The organism is Kordiimonas aestuarii (assembly GCF_025574465.1).
GTDB classification, from domain to species: Bacteria; Pseudomonadota; Alphaproteobacteria; order Sphingomonadales; family Kordiimonadaceae; genus Kordiimonas; species Kordiimonas aestuarii.
Window position 1 is genome coordinate 1022328 of the sequence record NZ_JAOBPP010000021.1, and the last position, 15550, is coordinate 1037877.

General features: G+C 58.0%; 11 protein-coding genes. 7 read left to right on the forward strand and 4 right to left on the reverse strand.

The genetic code is table 11. The features are described from left to right. The first annotated feature begins 130 nt into the window (after nucleotides 1-130). The 7 genes from OEU85_RS17265 to OEU85_RS17295 all read left to right on the forward strand — a co-directional run bounded on the left by OEU85_RS17265 (nucleotide 131) and on the right by OEU85_RS17295 (nucleotide 7464). Entirely contained in the window at nucleotides 131-1567 is a 1437-nt protein-coding gene (locus tag OEU85_RS17265; protein WP_262692776.1) for a helix-turn-helix domain-containing protein, read from the forward strand. Nucleotides 1568-1755: 188 nt separating this feature from the next. Next, entirely contained in the window at nucleotides 1756-3150 is a 1395-nt protein-coding gene (locus OEU85_RS17270) for an L-serine ammonia-lyase (protein WP_262692777.1), read from the forward strand. Nucleotides 3151-3181: 31 nt separating this feature from the next. After that, nucleotides 3182-4864: an AMP-binding protein gene (locus OEU85_RS17275; protein WP_262692778.1), complete on the forward strand. Its 1683-nt coding sequence runs from the start codon at nucleotides 3182-3184 to the stop codon at nucleotides 4862-4864. A gap of 96 nt (nucleotides 4865-4960) precedes the next feature. After that, nucleotides 4961-5620 (forward strand): hypothetical protein, encoded by a 660-nt coding sequence (locus OEU85_RS17280; protein ID WP_262692779.1) that lies wholly within the window; start codon nucleotides 4961-4963, stop codon nucleotides 5618-5620. 63 nt (nucleotides 5621-5683) lie between these two features. After that, the gene (locus OEU85_RS17285) at nucleotides 5684-6064 is read left to right on the forward strand and encodes an MGMT family protein (protein WP_262692780.1); all 381 of its coding nucleotides are present in this window, start codon (nucleotides 5684-5686) and stop codon (nucleotides 6062-6064) included. A gap of 59 nt (nucleotides 6065-6123) precedes the next feature. Continuing rightward, nucleotides 6124-6498: a hypothetical protein gene (locus OEU85_RS17290; RefSeq protein WP_262692781.1), complete on the forward strand. Its 375-nt coding sequence runs from the start codon at nucleotides 6124-6126 to the stop codon at nucleotides 6496-6498. A 66-nt stretch (nucleotides 6499-6564) separates the two neighbouring features. Next, nucleotides 6565-7464 carry a transporter gene (locus tag OEU85_RS17295; protein ID WP_262692782.1) on the forward strand — a complete coding sequence of 300 codons (900 nt, stop codon included), beginning with the start codon at nucleotides 6565-6567 and terminating at the stop codon, nucleotides 7462-7464. A 37-nt stretch (nucleotides 7465-7501) separates the two neighbouring features. Here the strand turns inward: OEU85_RS17295 and OEU85_RS17300 are convergent, their stop codons facing one another. The 4 genes from OEU85_RS17300 to OEU85_RS17315 all read right to left on the reverse strand — a co-directional run bounded on the left by OEU85_RS17300 (nucleotide 7502) and on the right by OEU85_RS17315 (nucleotide 15521). Next, on the reverse strand, nucleotides 7502-10693 hold the full coding sequence (locus tag OEU85_RS17300) for an efflux RND transporter permease subunit (protein ID WP_262692783.1): 3192 nt from the start codon (nucleotides 10691-10693) through the stop codon (nucleotides 7502-7504). Beyond that, nucleotides 10690-11853 carry an efflux RND transporter periplasmic adaptor subunit gene (locus OEU85_RS17305; protein ID WP_262692784.1) on the reverse strand — a complete coding sequence of 388 codons (1164 nt, stop codon included), beginning with the start codon at nucleotides 11851-11853 and terminating at the stop codon, nucleotides 10690-10692. Before OEU85_RS17305 ends, OEU85_RS17300 begins: the two co-directional genes overlap by 4 nt. A gap of 184 nt (nucleotides 11854-12037) precedes the next feature. Beyond that, nucleotides 12038-13102: an NAD-dependent epimerase gene (locus tag OEU85_RS17310; RefSeq protein ID WP_262692785.1), complete on the reverse strand. Its 1065-nt coding sequence runs from the start codon at nucleotides 13100-13102 to the stop codon at nucleotides 12038-12040. Between the two features lie 76 nt (nucleotides 13103-13178). After that, nucleotides 13179-15521, reverse strand: coding sequence for an oxidoreductase (locus OEU85_RS17315; protein ID WP_262692786.1), 2343 nt, complete (start codon nucleotides 15519-15521; stop codon nucleotides 13179-13181). Between the last annotated feature and the right edge of the window lie 29 nt (nucleotides 15522-15550).

Consider the following 15550-nt stretch of genomic DNA (forward strand, 5'->3'; position numbering starts at 1 on the left):
TTCAGCAGCATTCATATTTCACATTATTTCGGGACTTCAAACAACAATTGATACAAAAAGTGTTCCATTGTATGCTTTTGTAAATGTCAAAATGTTGATATGTAAAAATTGTAAATATTTGGATCAAGCTATGGTTGAGACAGCAACGAAGAAGATTTTTGCCGGGCCGCGCATCCGGCGCCTCAGGCGTGAACTGGGGCTTAGCCAGTCACAAATGGCATCGGAACTTGGTTTCTCAACAAGTTATCTCAACCTGGTCGAACGCAACCAACGCCCTGTTTCTGCTCAGTTTTTGCTGCGGCTTGCCGAAGTGTATGATATTGAACTGACCTCCTTTGCCGGGACGGATGAAGCGCGGGCCTTCGCTGACCTCTCGGAGGTGCTCGCCGACCCCATGTTCAAGGGCATCGGCCTCGCACGCAGCGAAATGCAGGATATGGCGGACGCGGCCCCGAAGGCAGTTGAGGCTTTTACACTTCTTTACAAGTCGTTTGAGCAGGCCCGGCAAAACGCCAAGGAGATATCCAGCCAGTTCGCTGAACGCGAGGGTGGCGAGGTGGAAGCAACCTTCCCGGTGGATGAAGTGCGGGACTATATCCACGACCGCAAAAACTATTTCCCCGAACTTGATGAAGCCGCCGAAGTGTTGCACGACGACCTGGCTCTCAACCGGGAGGATGCCTTCATGGTGCTTTCGGGCAGGCTGGATGAAGAGCACGGAATCCGTGTGCGGGTCATGCCCCATGAGGTTATGCCCGAAACGCTTCGTCACTTTGATCTGCACCGCAGGCAGTTGCTGATCAGCGAAATGCTGGATGCACCGGCGCGCGTGTTCCAGTTGGCGTTCCAGCTTGGCATGCTGGAGTTTCGGCCGATGATCCAGCGGCTGGGCGACATGCACAACTGGCAGACCGAAGAGGGGCGTCGCTTGGTGCGTATCAGCCTTGCCAACTATTTCGCCGGTGCGCTCCTCATGCCCTATGGCCGCTTTCTGACCACTGCCAAGGCGCTCAAGTATGATATTGAACACTTGGGTCGCCGCTTCGGCACAAGCTTTGAGCAGGTGTGTCACCGGCTGACCACCTTGCAGCGTCCCGGCGAACGTGGTGTGCCCTTCTTTTTTATCCGCGTCGACAAGGCGGGCAATGTCTCCAAACGTTTTTCGGCCGGGCGCTTCCATTTTTCGCGCTTTGGCGGCACATGCCCCTTGTGGAATGTGCATGACACTTTCGCAAACTCTGGCCGTATCGCCACCCAGATCATCCAGATGCCGGATGAAACCACATATTTTTCCATCGCGCGCACGGTCAGGCGGGTGGGGGCAGTCTATGGCCAGCCTGACCAGCAGCTTGCCATTGGTCTGGGGTGCGATATCGCTCACGCGCGCGACCTGATCTATTCCAAGGGGCACGATCTGGAGACATTGGATGCCACACCAGTAGGCCCCAACTGCCGCCTGTGCGAACGCCCGGCCTGCCCACAGCGCGCCAACCCGCCGCTCACCCGCAATCTGGTGCTCGATGAACGCTCGCGCGGCATTTCGGCCTACCGCTTCACGCAGGAATAACGGCGTCTGAAACATTGTTTCAGAGACGAGTAATAATATTTCACTATTTTTCGGCTATTTTCCGCAGCTAATGGAGTGGTTGAAATAATGTTGCTCATAATTTCGCCATTAGCCGTTGCCAAAATGGGGTGTCACACGTAGCGTGTGCCGCGAGCGAATAACAGCATTCCGTAAGGGCAAAAACGACCATGAGTACAAGTGTTCTTGATCTCTTCAATATCGGCATTGGGCCGTCGAGTTCCCACACCGTGGGGCCGATGAAGGCGGCGCGTGAATTTGTCGAGAAACTGGATGAGGATGGCCTGCTTGACAAGACCGACCGGCTGGTCACCAAGCTTTATGGTTCCCTTGGTGCCACGGGGCGTGGTCACGGTTCGGACGGCGCGGTTATCCTTGGCCTGATGGGGGAGTGCCCGCGTGAGGTGGATGTGGAAGGCATCCCCACGATCATCAAGAACGCACGCGAGAACAAGATCCTTAACCTTATGGGCAAAAAACCGGTGAAGTTCGAGGAAGACACTGACCTTCAGCTTTTGCCGCGCGAACAGTTGCCGTTCCATCCAAACGGCATGGAATTCTGGGCCTATGATGCGGATGGGACCGAGCTTTCCCGCGCGATTTATTATTCCATTGGTGGTGGTTTCATCGTGCATGAGAAAGAAGCCAAAAAAGACAAGTTCATCGAGGAGAAGGTCAAGGTTCCCTATCCGTTCAAGAGCGGGGTGGAACTGCTGGAACACTGCACCAAAACCGGCAAGCCGATCTCGGCCATCATGATGGCGAACGAGAAGAAGATGCGTAGCGTGCAGCAGATCAGGGCCGAGCTTCTGGATATCTGGCACGTAATGGAAGAATGTGTTGAACGCGGTTGCAGCCGAGGTGGGCAGATGCCGGGGCTGAATATCAAGCGCCGCGCGAAAGCGCTTTATGAGCAGCTCTCGAAGCGCCCGGAAACAGCGCTCACCGATCCGCTGACGATTCTTGACTGGGTAAACCTCTATGCGCTTGCCGTGAACGAAGAAAACGCGGTTGGCGGCCGGGTGGTTACCGCGCCCACAAACGGGGCGGCGGGCATTGTGCCGGCGGTACTGCATTATTACACGCGCTTCATTCCTGGCGCGAACGACGACGGTGTGGTGCGCTTCCTGCTGACGGCGGGCGCCGTGGGTATGCTTTTCAAGGAAAACGCGTCCATTTCTGGGGCTGAGGTCGGCTGTCAGGGTGAAGTTGGGTCGGCTTGCTCCATGGCGGCGGCGGGCCTCACCGAGGTGCTTGGCGGCACGCCCGAGCAGGTTGAAAACGCCGCCGAGATTGGCATGGAACACAATCTTGGCCTGACGTGTGATCCGATTGGCGGGCTGGTACAGGTGCCTTGCATCGAGCGGAACGCGATGGCGTCGATCAAGGCGATCAATGCCGCGAGGCTTGCGCTCAGGGGAGACGGCAAACATTTTGTGTCGCTTGACAAGGTAATCCGCACCATGCGCTTGACCGGACGCGACATGCGGTCAAAATATAAGGAAACGGCGCGGGGTGGCCTTGCGGTCACGGTGCCGATTGCAGCAACGGTGGTCGACTGCTAGGCAGGGCCACCTTTTCGGGGAGCCTGGTCTGATGGAAAGTTACGTTATTGGCGACAAGTCGGTCCCTTTGCTCGATAAAACCATCGGCCAGATGCTGCGGGAAACCGCAGCCGCATACCCGGATAATGAAGCGCTGGTGTTTGTCGAAGATGACATCAGCCTGACATGGTCTGAATTGCTGCATGACGCGGAAGCGGTTGCGGCGGGGCTGCTGGCCATGGGTCTCAAGCCCGGTGACCGGGTGGGTGTCTGGGGGCCGAACCGCGTAGAATGGGTGTTAAGCCAGTTCGCAACCGCGCTTGCGGGCCTCATACAGGTGAATATCAATCCGGCTTACCGCTTGTCGGAGCTGGAATATGCCCTCAACGCGGTTGAATGCAGTGCTCTCGTACTGGCGGACCGGTTCAAATCCTCGAACTATGAAGAGATGCTGCTGACGCTGGCGCCAGAACTGCCGCATTGCCCGCACGGTAAGTTGCATGCCGAACGCCTGCCGTCCCTGCGTGCGGTCATCACCATGGCGGAAGAAGCCCCCGGCGGCTTCTTTGCCTTCGCCGACATCGCCGACCTCGCGGACGAGGAAGATTATGAGGCGCTGGCAGCGATTGAAGCCACGCTCAAACCCCATGACCCGATCAATGTGCAGTTCACTTCCGGTACCACGGGGTCACCCAAGGGTGCGACGCTCACGCACCACAATATCCTCAATAACGCCCAGTTCTGCGCGCGCGGCATGAAATTGACCGACGAAGACCGTCTCTGTGTGCCGGTGCCGCTCTATCACTGTTTTGGTATGGTGATGTCGGTGCTTGCCTGCCTCACAGTTGGTGCGACGCTGGTGTTCCCGGCCGAAGCGTTTGAACCCATAAGCGTGCTTGAGGCGGTCGAGGCCGAAGGCTGCACCGGGCTTCAGGGCGTGCCTACCATGTTTATCGCGGAACTCGCAGTGCCGGACTTTGCGGAGTATGAACTCTCGAGCTTGCGCACTGGCATCATGGCGGGCTCTCCGTGCCCGACCGAAGTGATGAAACGGGTGATCGGCGACATGCATATGAAGGAATGCACCATCGCCTACGGCATGACGGAAACAAGCCCCGTCAGTTTTCAGACCGGACTTGATGATCCCATCGAGCGCCGCACTTCGACCGTGGGCCGCATCCATCCGCATGCGGAAGTGAAAATCATTGACGAAGACGGCAAGACAGTCCCTCGGGGCAAACAAGGGGAGTTGTGCACCCGTGGTTACCTTGTGATGAGGGGGTATTGGGGGGATGAGGAACGCACAGACGATGTGCTGGATGCGGACGGCTGGATGCATACCGGTGACCTTGGCGTGATCGACGAGGAAGGCTATTGCCGCATCACTGGCCGGGTGAAGGACATGGTTATCCGTGGCGGGGAAAACATTTACCCGCGCGAGATTGAGGAGTTCCTTTTTACCCACCCGGATATTCAGGACGTGCAGATATTTGGTATTCCCGACGAGAAATACGGCGAAGAGCTGTGCGCATGGATTCGTCTCAAGAAAGGTATCAAGGGCAACAGGAAATCGATCCTTGATTTCTGTGATGGCCAGATCGCGCACTATAAAATCCCGCGCATCATCCGATTCGTGGACGAATACCCGATGACGGTCACGGGCAAGGTCCAGAAATTCGAGATGCGCAACACCATGATGCGCGAGCTTGGGCTTGCGGAAGCCGAGACAGCCTAGCACCCGAGAAATCCGCTGATAATCATCCGACCGCCATTCATCCGCCGCATTCTTTTTTAGAATGCAGGCATGGGGAGAGTGTGAGGATGACTAACAATGATTCGTATTGTTTTTCTGGTAGTTGTGGCGCTGGCGCTAAGCCAACCCGCAAGGCCAGACGCTGACGCGCCAGCCACTATACCACTTGAAAAACTATTTTCCGGTTATGATGAATATCTGGAGAAATCGGCGGAGCGCATGCTCATTATCATGCCGGTCTATACCTTGTCAGCCAAGCTGGCAAAGCCGGAAGACGTTGACCTTGAATTCTTCTATGAAGGCAACCGTATTTCTTTCCGCCCGCAATCCGACGGGCGGCTGAGATACCGGCCGTCGGCGGCCATGCTGGAAGCCAACCCGGAGGTGCAAACCAACCAACCGCGAGGCACGCTTGCGATGACCATCACCATCGATGTAGTGATGGTGGCGCGCAACCGTTATGCCATGGAAGAACTGCACGACCGGGTCCACAAGGCATGGGGGCAAGCCAAAAGTTCCCGCGGGATCATGTCGATTTTCGCGTCAAAGCACAGCGGCCTGAGGGTGCATTTCCCCGCGAGTTGCACCGAACGCAAATGGATGGTGACCCGCCGGGGCGGTGTGGTGGCCAGCGGAGCCGACGCCGAGGCCTTCACGCTTGATTTCGGCAAGAAAGAAATCCGCAAGGCTGATCAGTTGTTGCTGTCCTGCAGGCCTGACCGCTTCACGTTGAACTGAGGCATTGCATTCCACAGCAGGGTGGTCAATTTTGGGCAGGTATCAAACAAGCCCGGTGCCGCCATGACCCGAACCTATGCCAGCTTTCCCGCCATTTATAGTCTCGTGAAGGAAATTCCTGCGGGCCAGGTCGCCAGCTACGGCATGGTGGCAAGTCTGTTGCCGGGGGTGACACCACGCATTGTCGGTTTTGCCATGGCGGCCACGCCGGCGGGCGAGGGCATTCCGTGGCAGCGGGTGATCAACTCGGCCGGCAAGATCAGCAAGCGCGACGGCGCCGCCCGGCAGCGATCCAGGCTTGAAAGCGAAGGAGTAACTTTTCTCACGTCCGGCAAGGTGGACTGGAGAGCACATCGCTGGCAGGGGCCGGGCGAAGCATGGCTCGATGAAAATGATATCGATTTCATGGATTTCCTCACCACGCAAAGCAGTTGGCCGGGCTAAATGCCGCAGGCCTTACGTCGCGACTTCGCAAAATGGCGTGTTCATGCTAAAGCGCGGTCATGCACCGGGGACTGGCTCATACATTAACTGCTTTTGAGCGCATGATGCCTGCCGTCGCGCTGGCTTTTGTGCTGGCGTTGCAGGGCCTTGTTGCGTCCGGTGCGGCAGATACTTTCCTTTATCCCTCGCTCGCGGGGCCGGACGGTCGCACCATAGCCGCAGCGGATATCTGCAACAGCACAGGCGAGGCAAAACACGCTGGCAGCCACTGCGGTGCCTGCACCCAGCTTGCCGCTGCCTCATTGCCCATGCTCCCCGCGGCTCTTATCGTGCCGGAACCGGATGCCGAAGAACCTGCCCCCGATGCCGCAGAGGTTTCTGTCTACCGCTATGAAGCCCACGGCCGCCTGCACACAGGCCCTCCTGCCGCCTGACCCATCACACGCTTTGCACCGTCCCGTCGTGGACGGCCCTCAAATTGATGTTTCAGGATTACTCATATGACGCGATATCTCTCTTTCGCAGCTGTTTGCGCTGCGCTTTCTGTACCCGCCTATGCCCATGACGCGGCGGACAAAGCCCGCATTGATGACCACGCCCCAATCGGCGTGATGGCGGATCATGCTCACAAAAAAGGCGAGTGGATGCTCTCCGCCCGCGCCATGACCATGTCGATGAACGACCCGACAAACCCCATGATGGGACCACAGGAGATGGACATGAGCATGGCCATGCTTGGCGCCATGTATGCCCCAAGTGACAAGCTGACACTTGCCGCCATGATCGGTTACCACCACAAGAGGATGGACATGCTGATGGGGAGCATGGCGTCCGGGATGGCCGGTGATGGCATCGGGGATGCAAGGCTGACGGCCATTGTGCCGCTTGCCCGAACAGCAAAAAGCCGCCTTCTGGCCTCTGCGGGCCTGATGATCCCGACAGGTGACGATGATGACACCAGCATGATGGGGGTGCGTCTGCCGCTGACCATGCAGGCGGGCAGCGGCACCTGGGCTGCGACGCCAGCTGTTACCTACAGCTACTTTGGAGACGGCTGGTCCGCGGGCGCACAGGCAAATGCCACGATCTGGCTGGATGACAATTCCTACGGGGAAAAGCCGGGCGACAGCGTGCAACTGACTTCATGGGCATCGGTAACCATGATGCAGGACATCAGCCTTTCCGGCCGCCTGGCCTATGATCATAGCGCGGCATGGGATGGTGTGGCGTCCATCCTGGGGGACACCCGCGAAAGCCTCACTGCCTATGCTGGCGCCAATATCTATCTGGGCACACACAGGCTGGGTCTTGAGGTCGGTTTTCCGCTAACACAGGACCGGGGCCTTAACGCGCTCAAGAAAAGCACCAGCTTCCTGCTCGGATGGCAGAAGGCGTTTTAGCCAAAAGTGGCGGGGTGGTATGCCACCCCGCACCATATCAGGCCTGTTCTCCGGCCTGCTGTTTTGTCGCGTGCGCGCTGTCCTTTTTGCCGCCGGGAAGGCCGCGAATGTCTTCGACAATCAGCACAATGGCAGGCAGCACAAACAGCATCAAGGTGCTTGAGATCAACAGCCCGGTTGCCAGGCTGACAGCCATCGGGATCAGGAACTGCGCCTGTGGGCTGGTTTCAGAGATGATCGGCAGCAGGCCAAGTGCTGTCGTGATGGTGGTCAGTGCAATGGGACGAAAACGCCTGAGCGTGGCACGCACGGCGGCGTCAATTGGTGTGGTGTCCGGGTCTTTCAGCTCAATGTTGTAGCGGTCCACCAGCACGACCGACGCGTTCACCACCACGCCTGACAGGGCAACGATACCAAACATCGAGATGAAGGACAGGTCAAAACCCAGGGCCATGTGGCCCAAAATGGCGCCCGCGATGCCCAACGGGATCGAAACAATGATGATCACCGGCTGCAGGTAGCTTTTCAACTGGGTTGCCACCAGGGCATAGATCACCAGAAGCGCCAGCATGAAGCCGCGCAACAGGGACGCAAAATCTTCATTCTGTTCGCGGGAGCCGCCCTCGAGTTGCCACCTGAGCCCGGGGTGCGCTGCCATGATGTCGGGCAGGATATCTGTCTGGATAAGGTCATTGACCACATTGGGGGTGGTGACGTTTTCATCCACATCCGCCGTGACGGTCAGGATACGGCGGCCATTCACCCGTTCGATCGACGTGGGGCTGCGCCCTTCCTCAACGGTGGTCACATGGTTTAGCGGCACCCCTTCGCCGGAGGGCAGGCGGATGCGCAAGTTGGCAAGGGCGGCCAGATCACGGCGGGCCGCGCGCGGGTAGCGCACATAGACCTTGATCTCGTCCCGGCCGCGCTGGATGCGCTGTACCTCTTCCCCGAAATACGCCTGCCTGAGCTGGCGAGCGAGATCCTGTGGCCGCAAACCGGCGGCGAGACCAGCGGGTGTCATGCTGAATTCGAACTGTCGTTTGCCAAGATCCAGACCCGCATCAATCTGGTCAACGCCGTCAATGGCGCTGAGCCTGTCAGCCAGTTCGGCAGCTGCTTTTTGAAGTTCTTTCTGGTCGGCATGGGTCATCTCATAGCCGACATCCACACTGCTGGGGCCGATTGTTGCGGCGTAGGTGAGTGTTTCGGCGCCGGGCACGCTGCCAACGGCCTGTTGCCAGCGACGGCTGATTTCCCGCGACGAGATGCTGCGGGCATCAGTGGGGACCAGTTCAACTGTAAACTGGCCAAGGTGGCTGGCAATCGAACTGGACGAAATAGCACCGGGACCAGACGCCTGACTATACTTTGCGCCAATGGTGATGGCAGTGGCGTTGATCACGTCCTCGCCGGTTTCCTGCCTGATTTCGGCGGAGACCTTTTTCAGCGCGGTGTCCATTTGATCAATGGCTGCCTGTGTAGCTTCAAAGGGTGCCCCTTCCGGCATCGCCAGGCTGGCGGAGATTTCGGTGCCTTCGATGTTAGGGAAAAACACCACACGCACCATGCCCGCGCCGACAAAGGAGCTTGCGATCATGATGAAGCCGATCGCCGCTGCCAGGGTCACATAGCGAAACTCGCTCGCTTTGATGATGAGCCGTTGCAGGGGGCCGACGGCAAAAGAATCAAGCGCGCGGGACACCTTGACCTGAAAATTGCGCAGCGCGCCCTTCGACCAGCGGCCCTCATGTGAAAGGTGTGTCGGCAGGATAAACAGCGCCTCAATGAGCGAAACAAACAGGATCGAGATAACGGCAATGGGAATGGGCCGCGTGATTTCCGCGAAGGTGCCGGTCTGGAACAGTAGTGGTGCAAAAGCGGCCATGGTCGTCAGCACGCCCACAAGCACGGGCGCAAAAATATTCTTAACCCCTTCGAAGGCGGCGCGCCGACCTTTAAAGCCTGCCTGCTGTTCGGCATAAATATTTTCGCCCACCACAATGGCGTCATCAACCACGATACCGATGACGACAATCAGCGCGAACAAGGTCACCATGTTCAGCGATACACCCAGGCTGCCGAAAATCAGGAAGCCGCCCAGAAAGCTGATCGGAATACCCATGGCAACCCAGAAGGCCAATTTGAAATCAAGCGTGATCACCAGCATCAGGAACACAAGCGCAAACCCGAGCAGGGCGTTGCTGGTGAGGAGGCTGATACGGTCGGCAAGAATTTCGGTCTGGTCGCGAAAGATAATCAGGGCCTGGCCCTCGGGCAGCTTGACGGTTTTCACATAGGTCGCGACCTCTTCCTTTACGAGCAGGATGTCCTTGCTTTCGTTCCGGAGGATGTCGAGAAAAATAGCCGGGGCGCCGTTATAGGTGTTTACCAGCTCGTCGTCGGTAAGCCCGTCCTCAATGCGCGCGATATCGCCCAGGCTGATCAACTGGCCGCTGGTGGTCGAGCGCAGCGTGATGCTCTCGAACTCCGTGCCGATACGGGCCTTGGCATCGGTACGCAGGAGAATCTGGCCGCTGTCTGTTTTTATGGTACCGCCGGAAAGCTCGATCGAGGACTTGCGCACAGCGTCGGCCACTTCACCAAACGTCAGGCCATATTTACGCAGTGTGTCCTCACTGACCTCGATGGATATTTCCCGCGCCCTGGTGCCGCGCAGGTTTACGGCGGAGACAACTTCAAGGGTCAACAGGTCGCGTTCCAGCAGTTCAGCCGTTTCGCGCAGGTCTTCCTCCGCGGCTTGTCCGGCCAGCACAAGCGTCAGCACGTTTGATAGCGACTGTGTGACGTTGACAATGGGTTCTTCCGCGTTCCCGGGCGGGAAATCGATCAGCGCGTCAATCTCGGCCTGTACTTCGTCCTTGATGCGGTAGGCGTCGACAAAATCTTCCAGTTCAAGAACAACACTTGCGCGGTTTTCAAAAGCGTAGGAGCGAACCCGTTCCACCCCATTGATGCCGAGAACGGCCTCCTCCACCCGGCGGGTAATACTGTCCTCGACCTCAAGCGGGGTGGCGCCGGGGTAGTTGACGCTGACGGTAATTGTGCCGACATCAACCGTTGGAAACACTTCGGAGCGCATGGTAACAGCCGTCATCAGGCCGCCGAGAATCAGGAAGACCATCAGCAGGTTGGTCATCACCGGGTTTTCGAGGAAGTTGGCAACGAGCGAAAGTATGCCCCGCCCTTCAAGCTTCTCCTCTTTCATGAAGCGTCTCCAGCCCGGCGGCGTACCTTGACGGGTCTGTTGATAAAGCTTGTTGGAACCTCGGTTGTTACAACACCCTCACCGGCGTCGAACGGGCGAGTGAAAAGCTGGCCCGCTTTGATGTCGACAATATCAACTGTTACGCGCTTGAGTTTGCCGTTCGCGACGGTCCATACGGTGTTGGTTGTCGCAAGCGCAGAAGCTGGCAGCTCAAATACGTCACCGTCCACCGCCTTTGTTGCTTTTATCGTGGCGAAGGTGCCGGGTACCAGCGCGGTATCCCTCGGCAGTTCGATGAAGATATTTTGCAGCCGGGTTGTGCCGCTCAGATCGCCACCGATGCTGGTGATGGTGGCTGGCATGCCGCCATCAGTTGCGCGGTCCGGGACAATGGTAACCTGCGTGCCCTGGTTCAGGCCAAGCAGGGACAACTCGTGCGGGGTAATACTGGCGCGAATGCGCAGGCCGTCAAGCGCATAGAGGCTACCATACTGACCTGCCGCGCTTACCTGTTGGCCGCGCTCGATCCGGCTTTCGGTGATGCGGGCGTCGTAGCTGAGGCTGTACGCGGTGCGCGCCAGGTTGAGTTTTGCCTGTTCCACCATTGCCGTGGCAGACAGCAACTTGGCCTGAAGGGCCTTCACTTGCGGCTCCTTGGCAACAAGGGCGGGGGTCGGCTCATTGGGGAAAACGCGGCGCCAGTCCTTGATGTAATTGTCTGCCGTCGCCTCGGTCTGCAGCAGTTCTGCTTCCGCGCTGGCGACCTGAGCCTCCGCCTGCTTGAGTGCCAGTTCATAGTCGGTGGGATCGATGCGGAATAGCGTTTCTCCCGCGCGGACCACTTTGCCGGGCGCCATATTGGGACTGAGCTCTGTGATGCGCCCGGAGACCTGTGGGGCGATGCTTACACTGGCGCGGGCCTCTACTTCACCGGTCAGGGTGCGGGCGAGCGTATGGTTTGTCCGCTTGGGGGTAACCGTATCAACAACGACATTCTCAAGGATGCCGGAAATACCCGGGCCCGAAGCGGCGTTGTGACGGATCAGTCTGGTGATGCCGATGGTCCCGCCGATGACCAGAATAACAAGAAGAATTTGCAGGAAACCGGCAGTCCTTTCAGACTTGCGCTTGACATGGAAGGCCTCAATAACCCGTTTCATGAAAACCCCTTGATTAGCATCGTTTCAATTCAAACACCCCGAACCCGCGTTGCCGAACGCTGTGTTATATACGCACGGCAAATGCAATTCCGTCAAAAAAAGTGATAAAACGCGCGCGATTTGACTTTGTATATAAGGATGTAGCGCCGATCTGCGATGAAACCAGCCCGTGTGTCGGAGGGCGTTACAGGTAGTAGGCCCGGTACCAGTCGACGAAGTTTCTGATACCCACTTCGATCGAGGTGTCGGGGGTGTAACCGGTTGCGGCGGTGAGGGTTTCCACGCTGGCGCTGGTGTCGGGCACATCCCCTGGCTGCATGGGCAGGAAATTCTTCTGCGCCTTTTTGCCAAGGCAGTCTTCCAGCACTTCAATATACCGCATCAGCGGTTCGGGTTTGCCGTTACCGATGTTGTGAAGCCGCCAGGGGGCCGAAGACGATGCCGAAGCCGGGGCGTTGCTGTCCCATGACGGGTCTGTAGAGGCAGGGCTGTCCAGTGTGGCAACAACACCGCGCACGATGTCGTCCACATAGGTGAAGTCCCGCATATGATGGCCGTTGTTGAACACATTGATCGGCCTGTCGTTCAGGATCGCGTCGGTGAACAGGAACAGGGCCATGTCAGGTCGGCCCCAGGGGCCATAGACGGTGAAGAACCTGAGGCCGGTTGTCGGCATGCCAAAGAGATGCGAATAGCTGTGCGCCATCAACTCGTTCGCGCGCTTGGTGGCGCCATACAGCGCGACCTGATGGTCGGCCGGGTTATGCACGCTGAACGGCATATTGGTATTCGCCCCGTAAACCGAACTGGTTGAGGCATAGACAAGATGGCCAACCTGGTGGTGGCGGCAGCCCTCAAGCACACTCAGGAAGCCGGTGATATTGCTGTCAATATAATCAAAAGGCGCATTCAGCGAGTGGCGAACGCCGGCCTGCGCCGCAAGGTTGATGACGCCGTCGAACTTTTCGCGCTCAAACAGCCCAGCCATGCCCTCGCGGTCTTCCAGCGCCATTTTTTCGAAGCGGAACCGCCCGGTGGGTATGCTTTTTTGCCGGGCTTCCGGGTATATGGCGGCTGGGTTTTTTCCTGCGGCAAAGTCTTCGATCCGGGCAAGCCGGGCTTTTTTCAGGGCCACGTCATAATAGTCGTTCAGGTTATCGAGGCCAACGACGTCATCACCGCGCGCCAAAAGATAAAGCGCGACATGGCTGCCGATGAAACCCGCTGCCCCTGTAACCAAAACCTTCATATCTAAACCCTGATCGCTGTCTGGTAATGCGTTATTTGCCGCGCAGTCTCTACCGAAGATATGACAAGTTCAAGTCCTAACCTTGGGCGCGCACATAGTGCCGCCGCGCCGGGCGCAGTTTTTTTGCGGTCTCCGCCGTCTTCTCGTTTTCCTTCTCGGCCTCGCGCAGCTGCTGGAATTCGCCGGTTTTATACTGCATCGGCCAATGCGGGTCGGAAACACCGTAATGTGCCGCCGCACGCCGGGTGAAGGCCGGGTCGTTGAGGTGTGGCCGGGCCAGCGCCACAAGGTCTGCCCGCCCCGACGCCAGAATGGTGTTTATTTGTTCCGGCAACGTAATAGAGCCTACTGTCATCACGGGGATACCCACCTCATGTCGGATGAAGTCGGCAAAGGGCACCTGATACATGCGGCCATAGACCGGTTTCTGGTGGGGCACCGTCTGACCGGTGGAAACGTTGATCAGGTCAACGCCTGCCGCCTTGAAGGCGAGGCTGATGGTCTTCAGGTCATCCCAGGTCATGCCGCCTTGCGCCCAGTCCCACGCTGAAAGCCGAACTGATATCGGACGATCGTTCGGGAATACCTCGCGCATGGCCTGAAATACCTCGACCGGGTATTTTGCGCGGTTTTCCGCGCTGCCGCCATAGCCGTCGGTGCGGGTGTTGGTCAGCGGCGAGAGGAAACTGGCGATCAGATACCCATGGGCGGCGTGCAGTTCGATCATGTCAAACCCTGCGTTCGCGGCGCGCTCCGCAGCGTCCACAAACTCGCCCTTCACCCGGTTCATATCAATGCGGTCCATGGCTTTGGGTACCGCGTTGATTCCCGCCTTGAACGGGATGGCTGAGGCGCTGAGGAGGGACCAGTTTCCGTCCTCTTTTGGTAGGTCAGACCCTTCCTTTGGGTGTTTGGTAGAGCCTTTGCGCCCGGCGTGACCGATCTGCATGCAGACCTTCGCGCCTGAATTTTCATGAATGAAATCAACGATTTCTTTCCAGGCCTCCTCCTGCCGGTCATTCCAGATGCCGGGGCAGAAATCCGTGATGCGGGCATCGGGGGACGGGCAGGTCATCTCGGTGAAGACAAGGCCCGCGCCGCCGGTGGCTCGTGCACCCAAATGCACAGTGTGCCAAGGGGTAGGCATGCCGCCATGGGCCGAGTATTGCGCCATTGGTGCCACGACAACCCTGTTGCTCAAGGTAATGTTTCGAAGCCGTAACGGTGTAAACATGGGGGTGGGACGCTGTTGCACACTGTGCGAAAACTGTGCGGGAAGTGTGCGATAAAATTCGTCTTCCACATGAGCGAGAAAATCAGCGTCACGAAGCCCAACATTATCCCATGTGATGCTTTTTGACCGCGACATCAGCGCAAAGGCAAATTCATACCGACGTTTATCGAAATGCCGTGGCATATCTTCAAACCAGCGCAGGGATACGTCCGCCGCGTGCTGGATGATCTCCACCGGCGTACGGCGGTTTTTCTCGTACCCGGCCTCGACCGCGTCGATGTCATCCGGGTTTGCAAGCACGGCGTCCGACAGGCCGATGGCGCATTCCATGGCGAGCTTGGTGCCCGACCCGATGGACCAGTGCGCGCTTGCCTTGGCGTCGCCCAGGATGAGGGTCTTGCCAGCGCGCCAATTTTCGCAGCGTACGCGTGGGAATTGCCGCCAGATGGAACGGTTGGTGATCAGGCCGTGGCCAGCGAGCTCGTCGCTGAACACATCTTCGAGGTAGCGCGCGCTTTCATCCTCGCTCATGGTGGCAAAACCGCAAGCGTCGAAGGCCGCAGGCGTACATTCGATCACCCAGGTCGATTTGCCCACCTCATATTCATAGGTATGAGCGCAGAAATGGCCTTCGGTGGTTTCCTTGAAGAAGAAGGTGAAGGCATCCAGAGGTCGCGTTGAGCCCATCCAGGTGAAATAGTTTTTGCGCATTTCCACCGTGCGGCCAAAGGCTTCCGCGCGGGCTTCCCGGATGGCACTGCCGATACCGTCCGCCGCGACAATAAGGTCGCTTGCGGCATAGTCGGCCTCCACCGTCTCAGGGTTGATGCGTGTACCATACGACAGGGTGACACCCACGTCGCGGCAGCGCCGGGTGAGTATCTCAAGCAGCTTGAAGCGCGAACAGCCGGCAAAGCCATTACCGCCGATGAGGGTGCGCTCGCCGCCCTTTTCAACCACAATGTCCTGCCAGTAGGCGAAGTGATCGCGGATCAGGTCATAGCTTTCAGCATCGGCGGCAAAAAATTCGTCCAGGGTTTCGTCCGAGAACACAACACCAAAACCAAAGGTGTCGCCTTCCCGGTTCTGTTCAATGACTTCAATGTCAAAATCAGGCCGCGCCTTTTTGGTCAGAAGCGCAAAATAGAGCCCGCCCGGGCCGCCGCCGATCACGGTGATTTTCATGGTTTGCTCCTCCCCCGGCCGGTCTGGCC

Bases quoted from the DNA above. Each gene is read 5' to 3' on its own strand.
- OEU85_RS17265 (WP_262692776.1), top strand. From the start codon at position 131: ATGGTTGAGACAGCAACGAAGAAGATTTTTGCCGGGCCGCGCATCCGG.
- OEU85_RS17270 (WP_262692777.1), top strand. From the start codon at position 1,756: ATGAGTACAAGTGTTCTTGATCTCTTCAATATCGGCATTGGGCCGTCG.
- OEU85_RS17275 (WP_262692778.1), top strand. From the start codon at position 3,182: ATGGAAAGTTACGTTATTGGCGACAAGTCGGTCCCTTTGCTCGATAAA.
- OEU85_RS17280 (WP_262692779.1), top strand. From the start codon at position 4,961: ATGATTCGTATTGTTTTTCTGGTAGTTGTGGCGCTGGCGCTAAGCCAA.
- OEU85_RS17285 (WP_262692780.1), top strand. From the start codon at position 5,684: ATGACCCGAACCTATGCCAGCTTTCCCGCCATTTATAGTCTCGTGAAG.
- OEU85_RS17290 (WP_262692781.1), top strand. From the start codon at position 6,124: ATGCACCGGGGACTGGCTCATACATTAACTGCTTTTGAGCGCATGATG.
- OEU85_RS17295 (WP_262692782.1), top strand. From the start codon at position 6,565: ATGACGCGATATCTCTCTTTCGCAGCTGTTTGCGCTGCGCTTTCTGTA.
- OEU85_RS17300 (WP_262692783.1), bottom strand. From the start codon at position 10,693: ATGAAAGAGGAGAAGCTTGAAGGGCGGGGCATACTTTCGCTCGTTGCC.
- OEU85_RS17305 (WP_262692784.1), bottom strand. From the start codon at position 11,853: ATGAAACGGGTTATTGAGGCCTTCCATGTCAAGCGCAAGTCTGAAAGG.
- OEU85_RS17310 (WP_262692785.1), bottom strand. From the start codon at position 13,102: ATGAAGGTTTTGGTTACAGGGGCAGCGGGTTTCATCGGCAGCCATGTC.
- OEU85_RS17315 (WP_262692786.1), bottom strand. From the start codon at position 15,521: ATGAAAATCACCGTGATCGGCGGCGGCCCGGGCGGGCTCTATTTTGCG.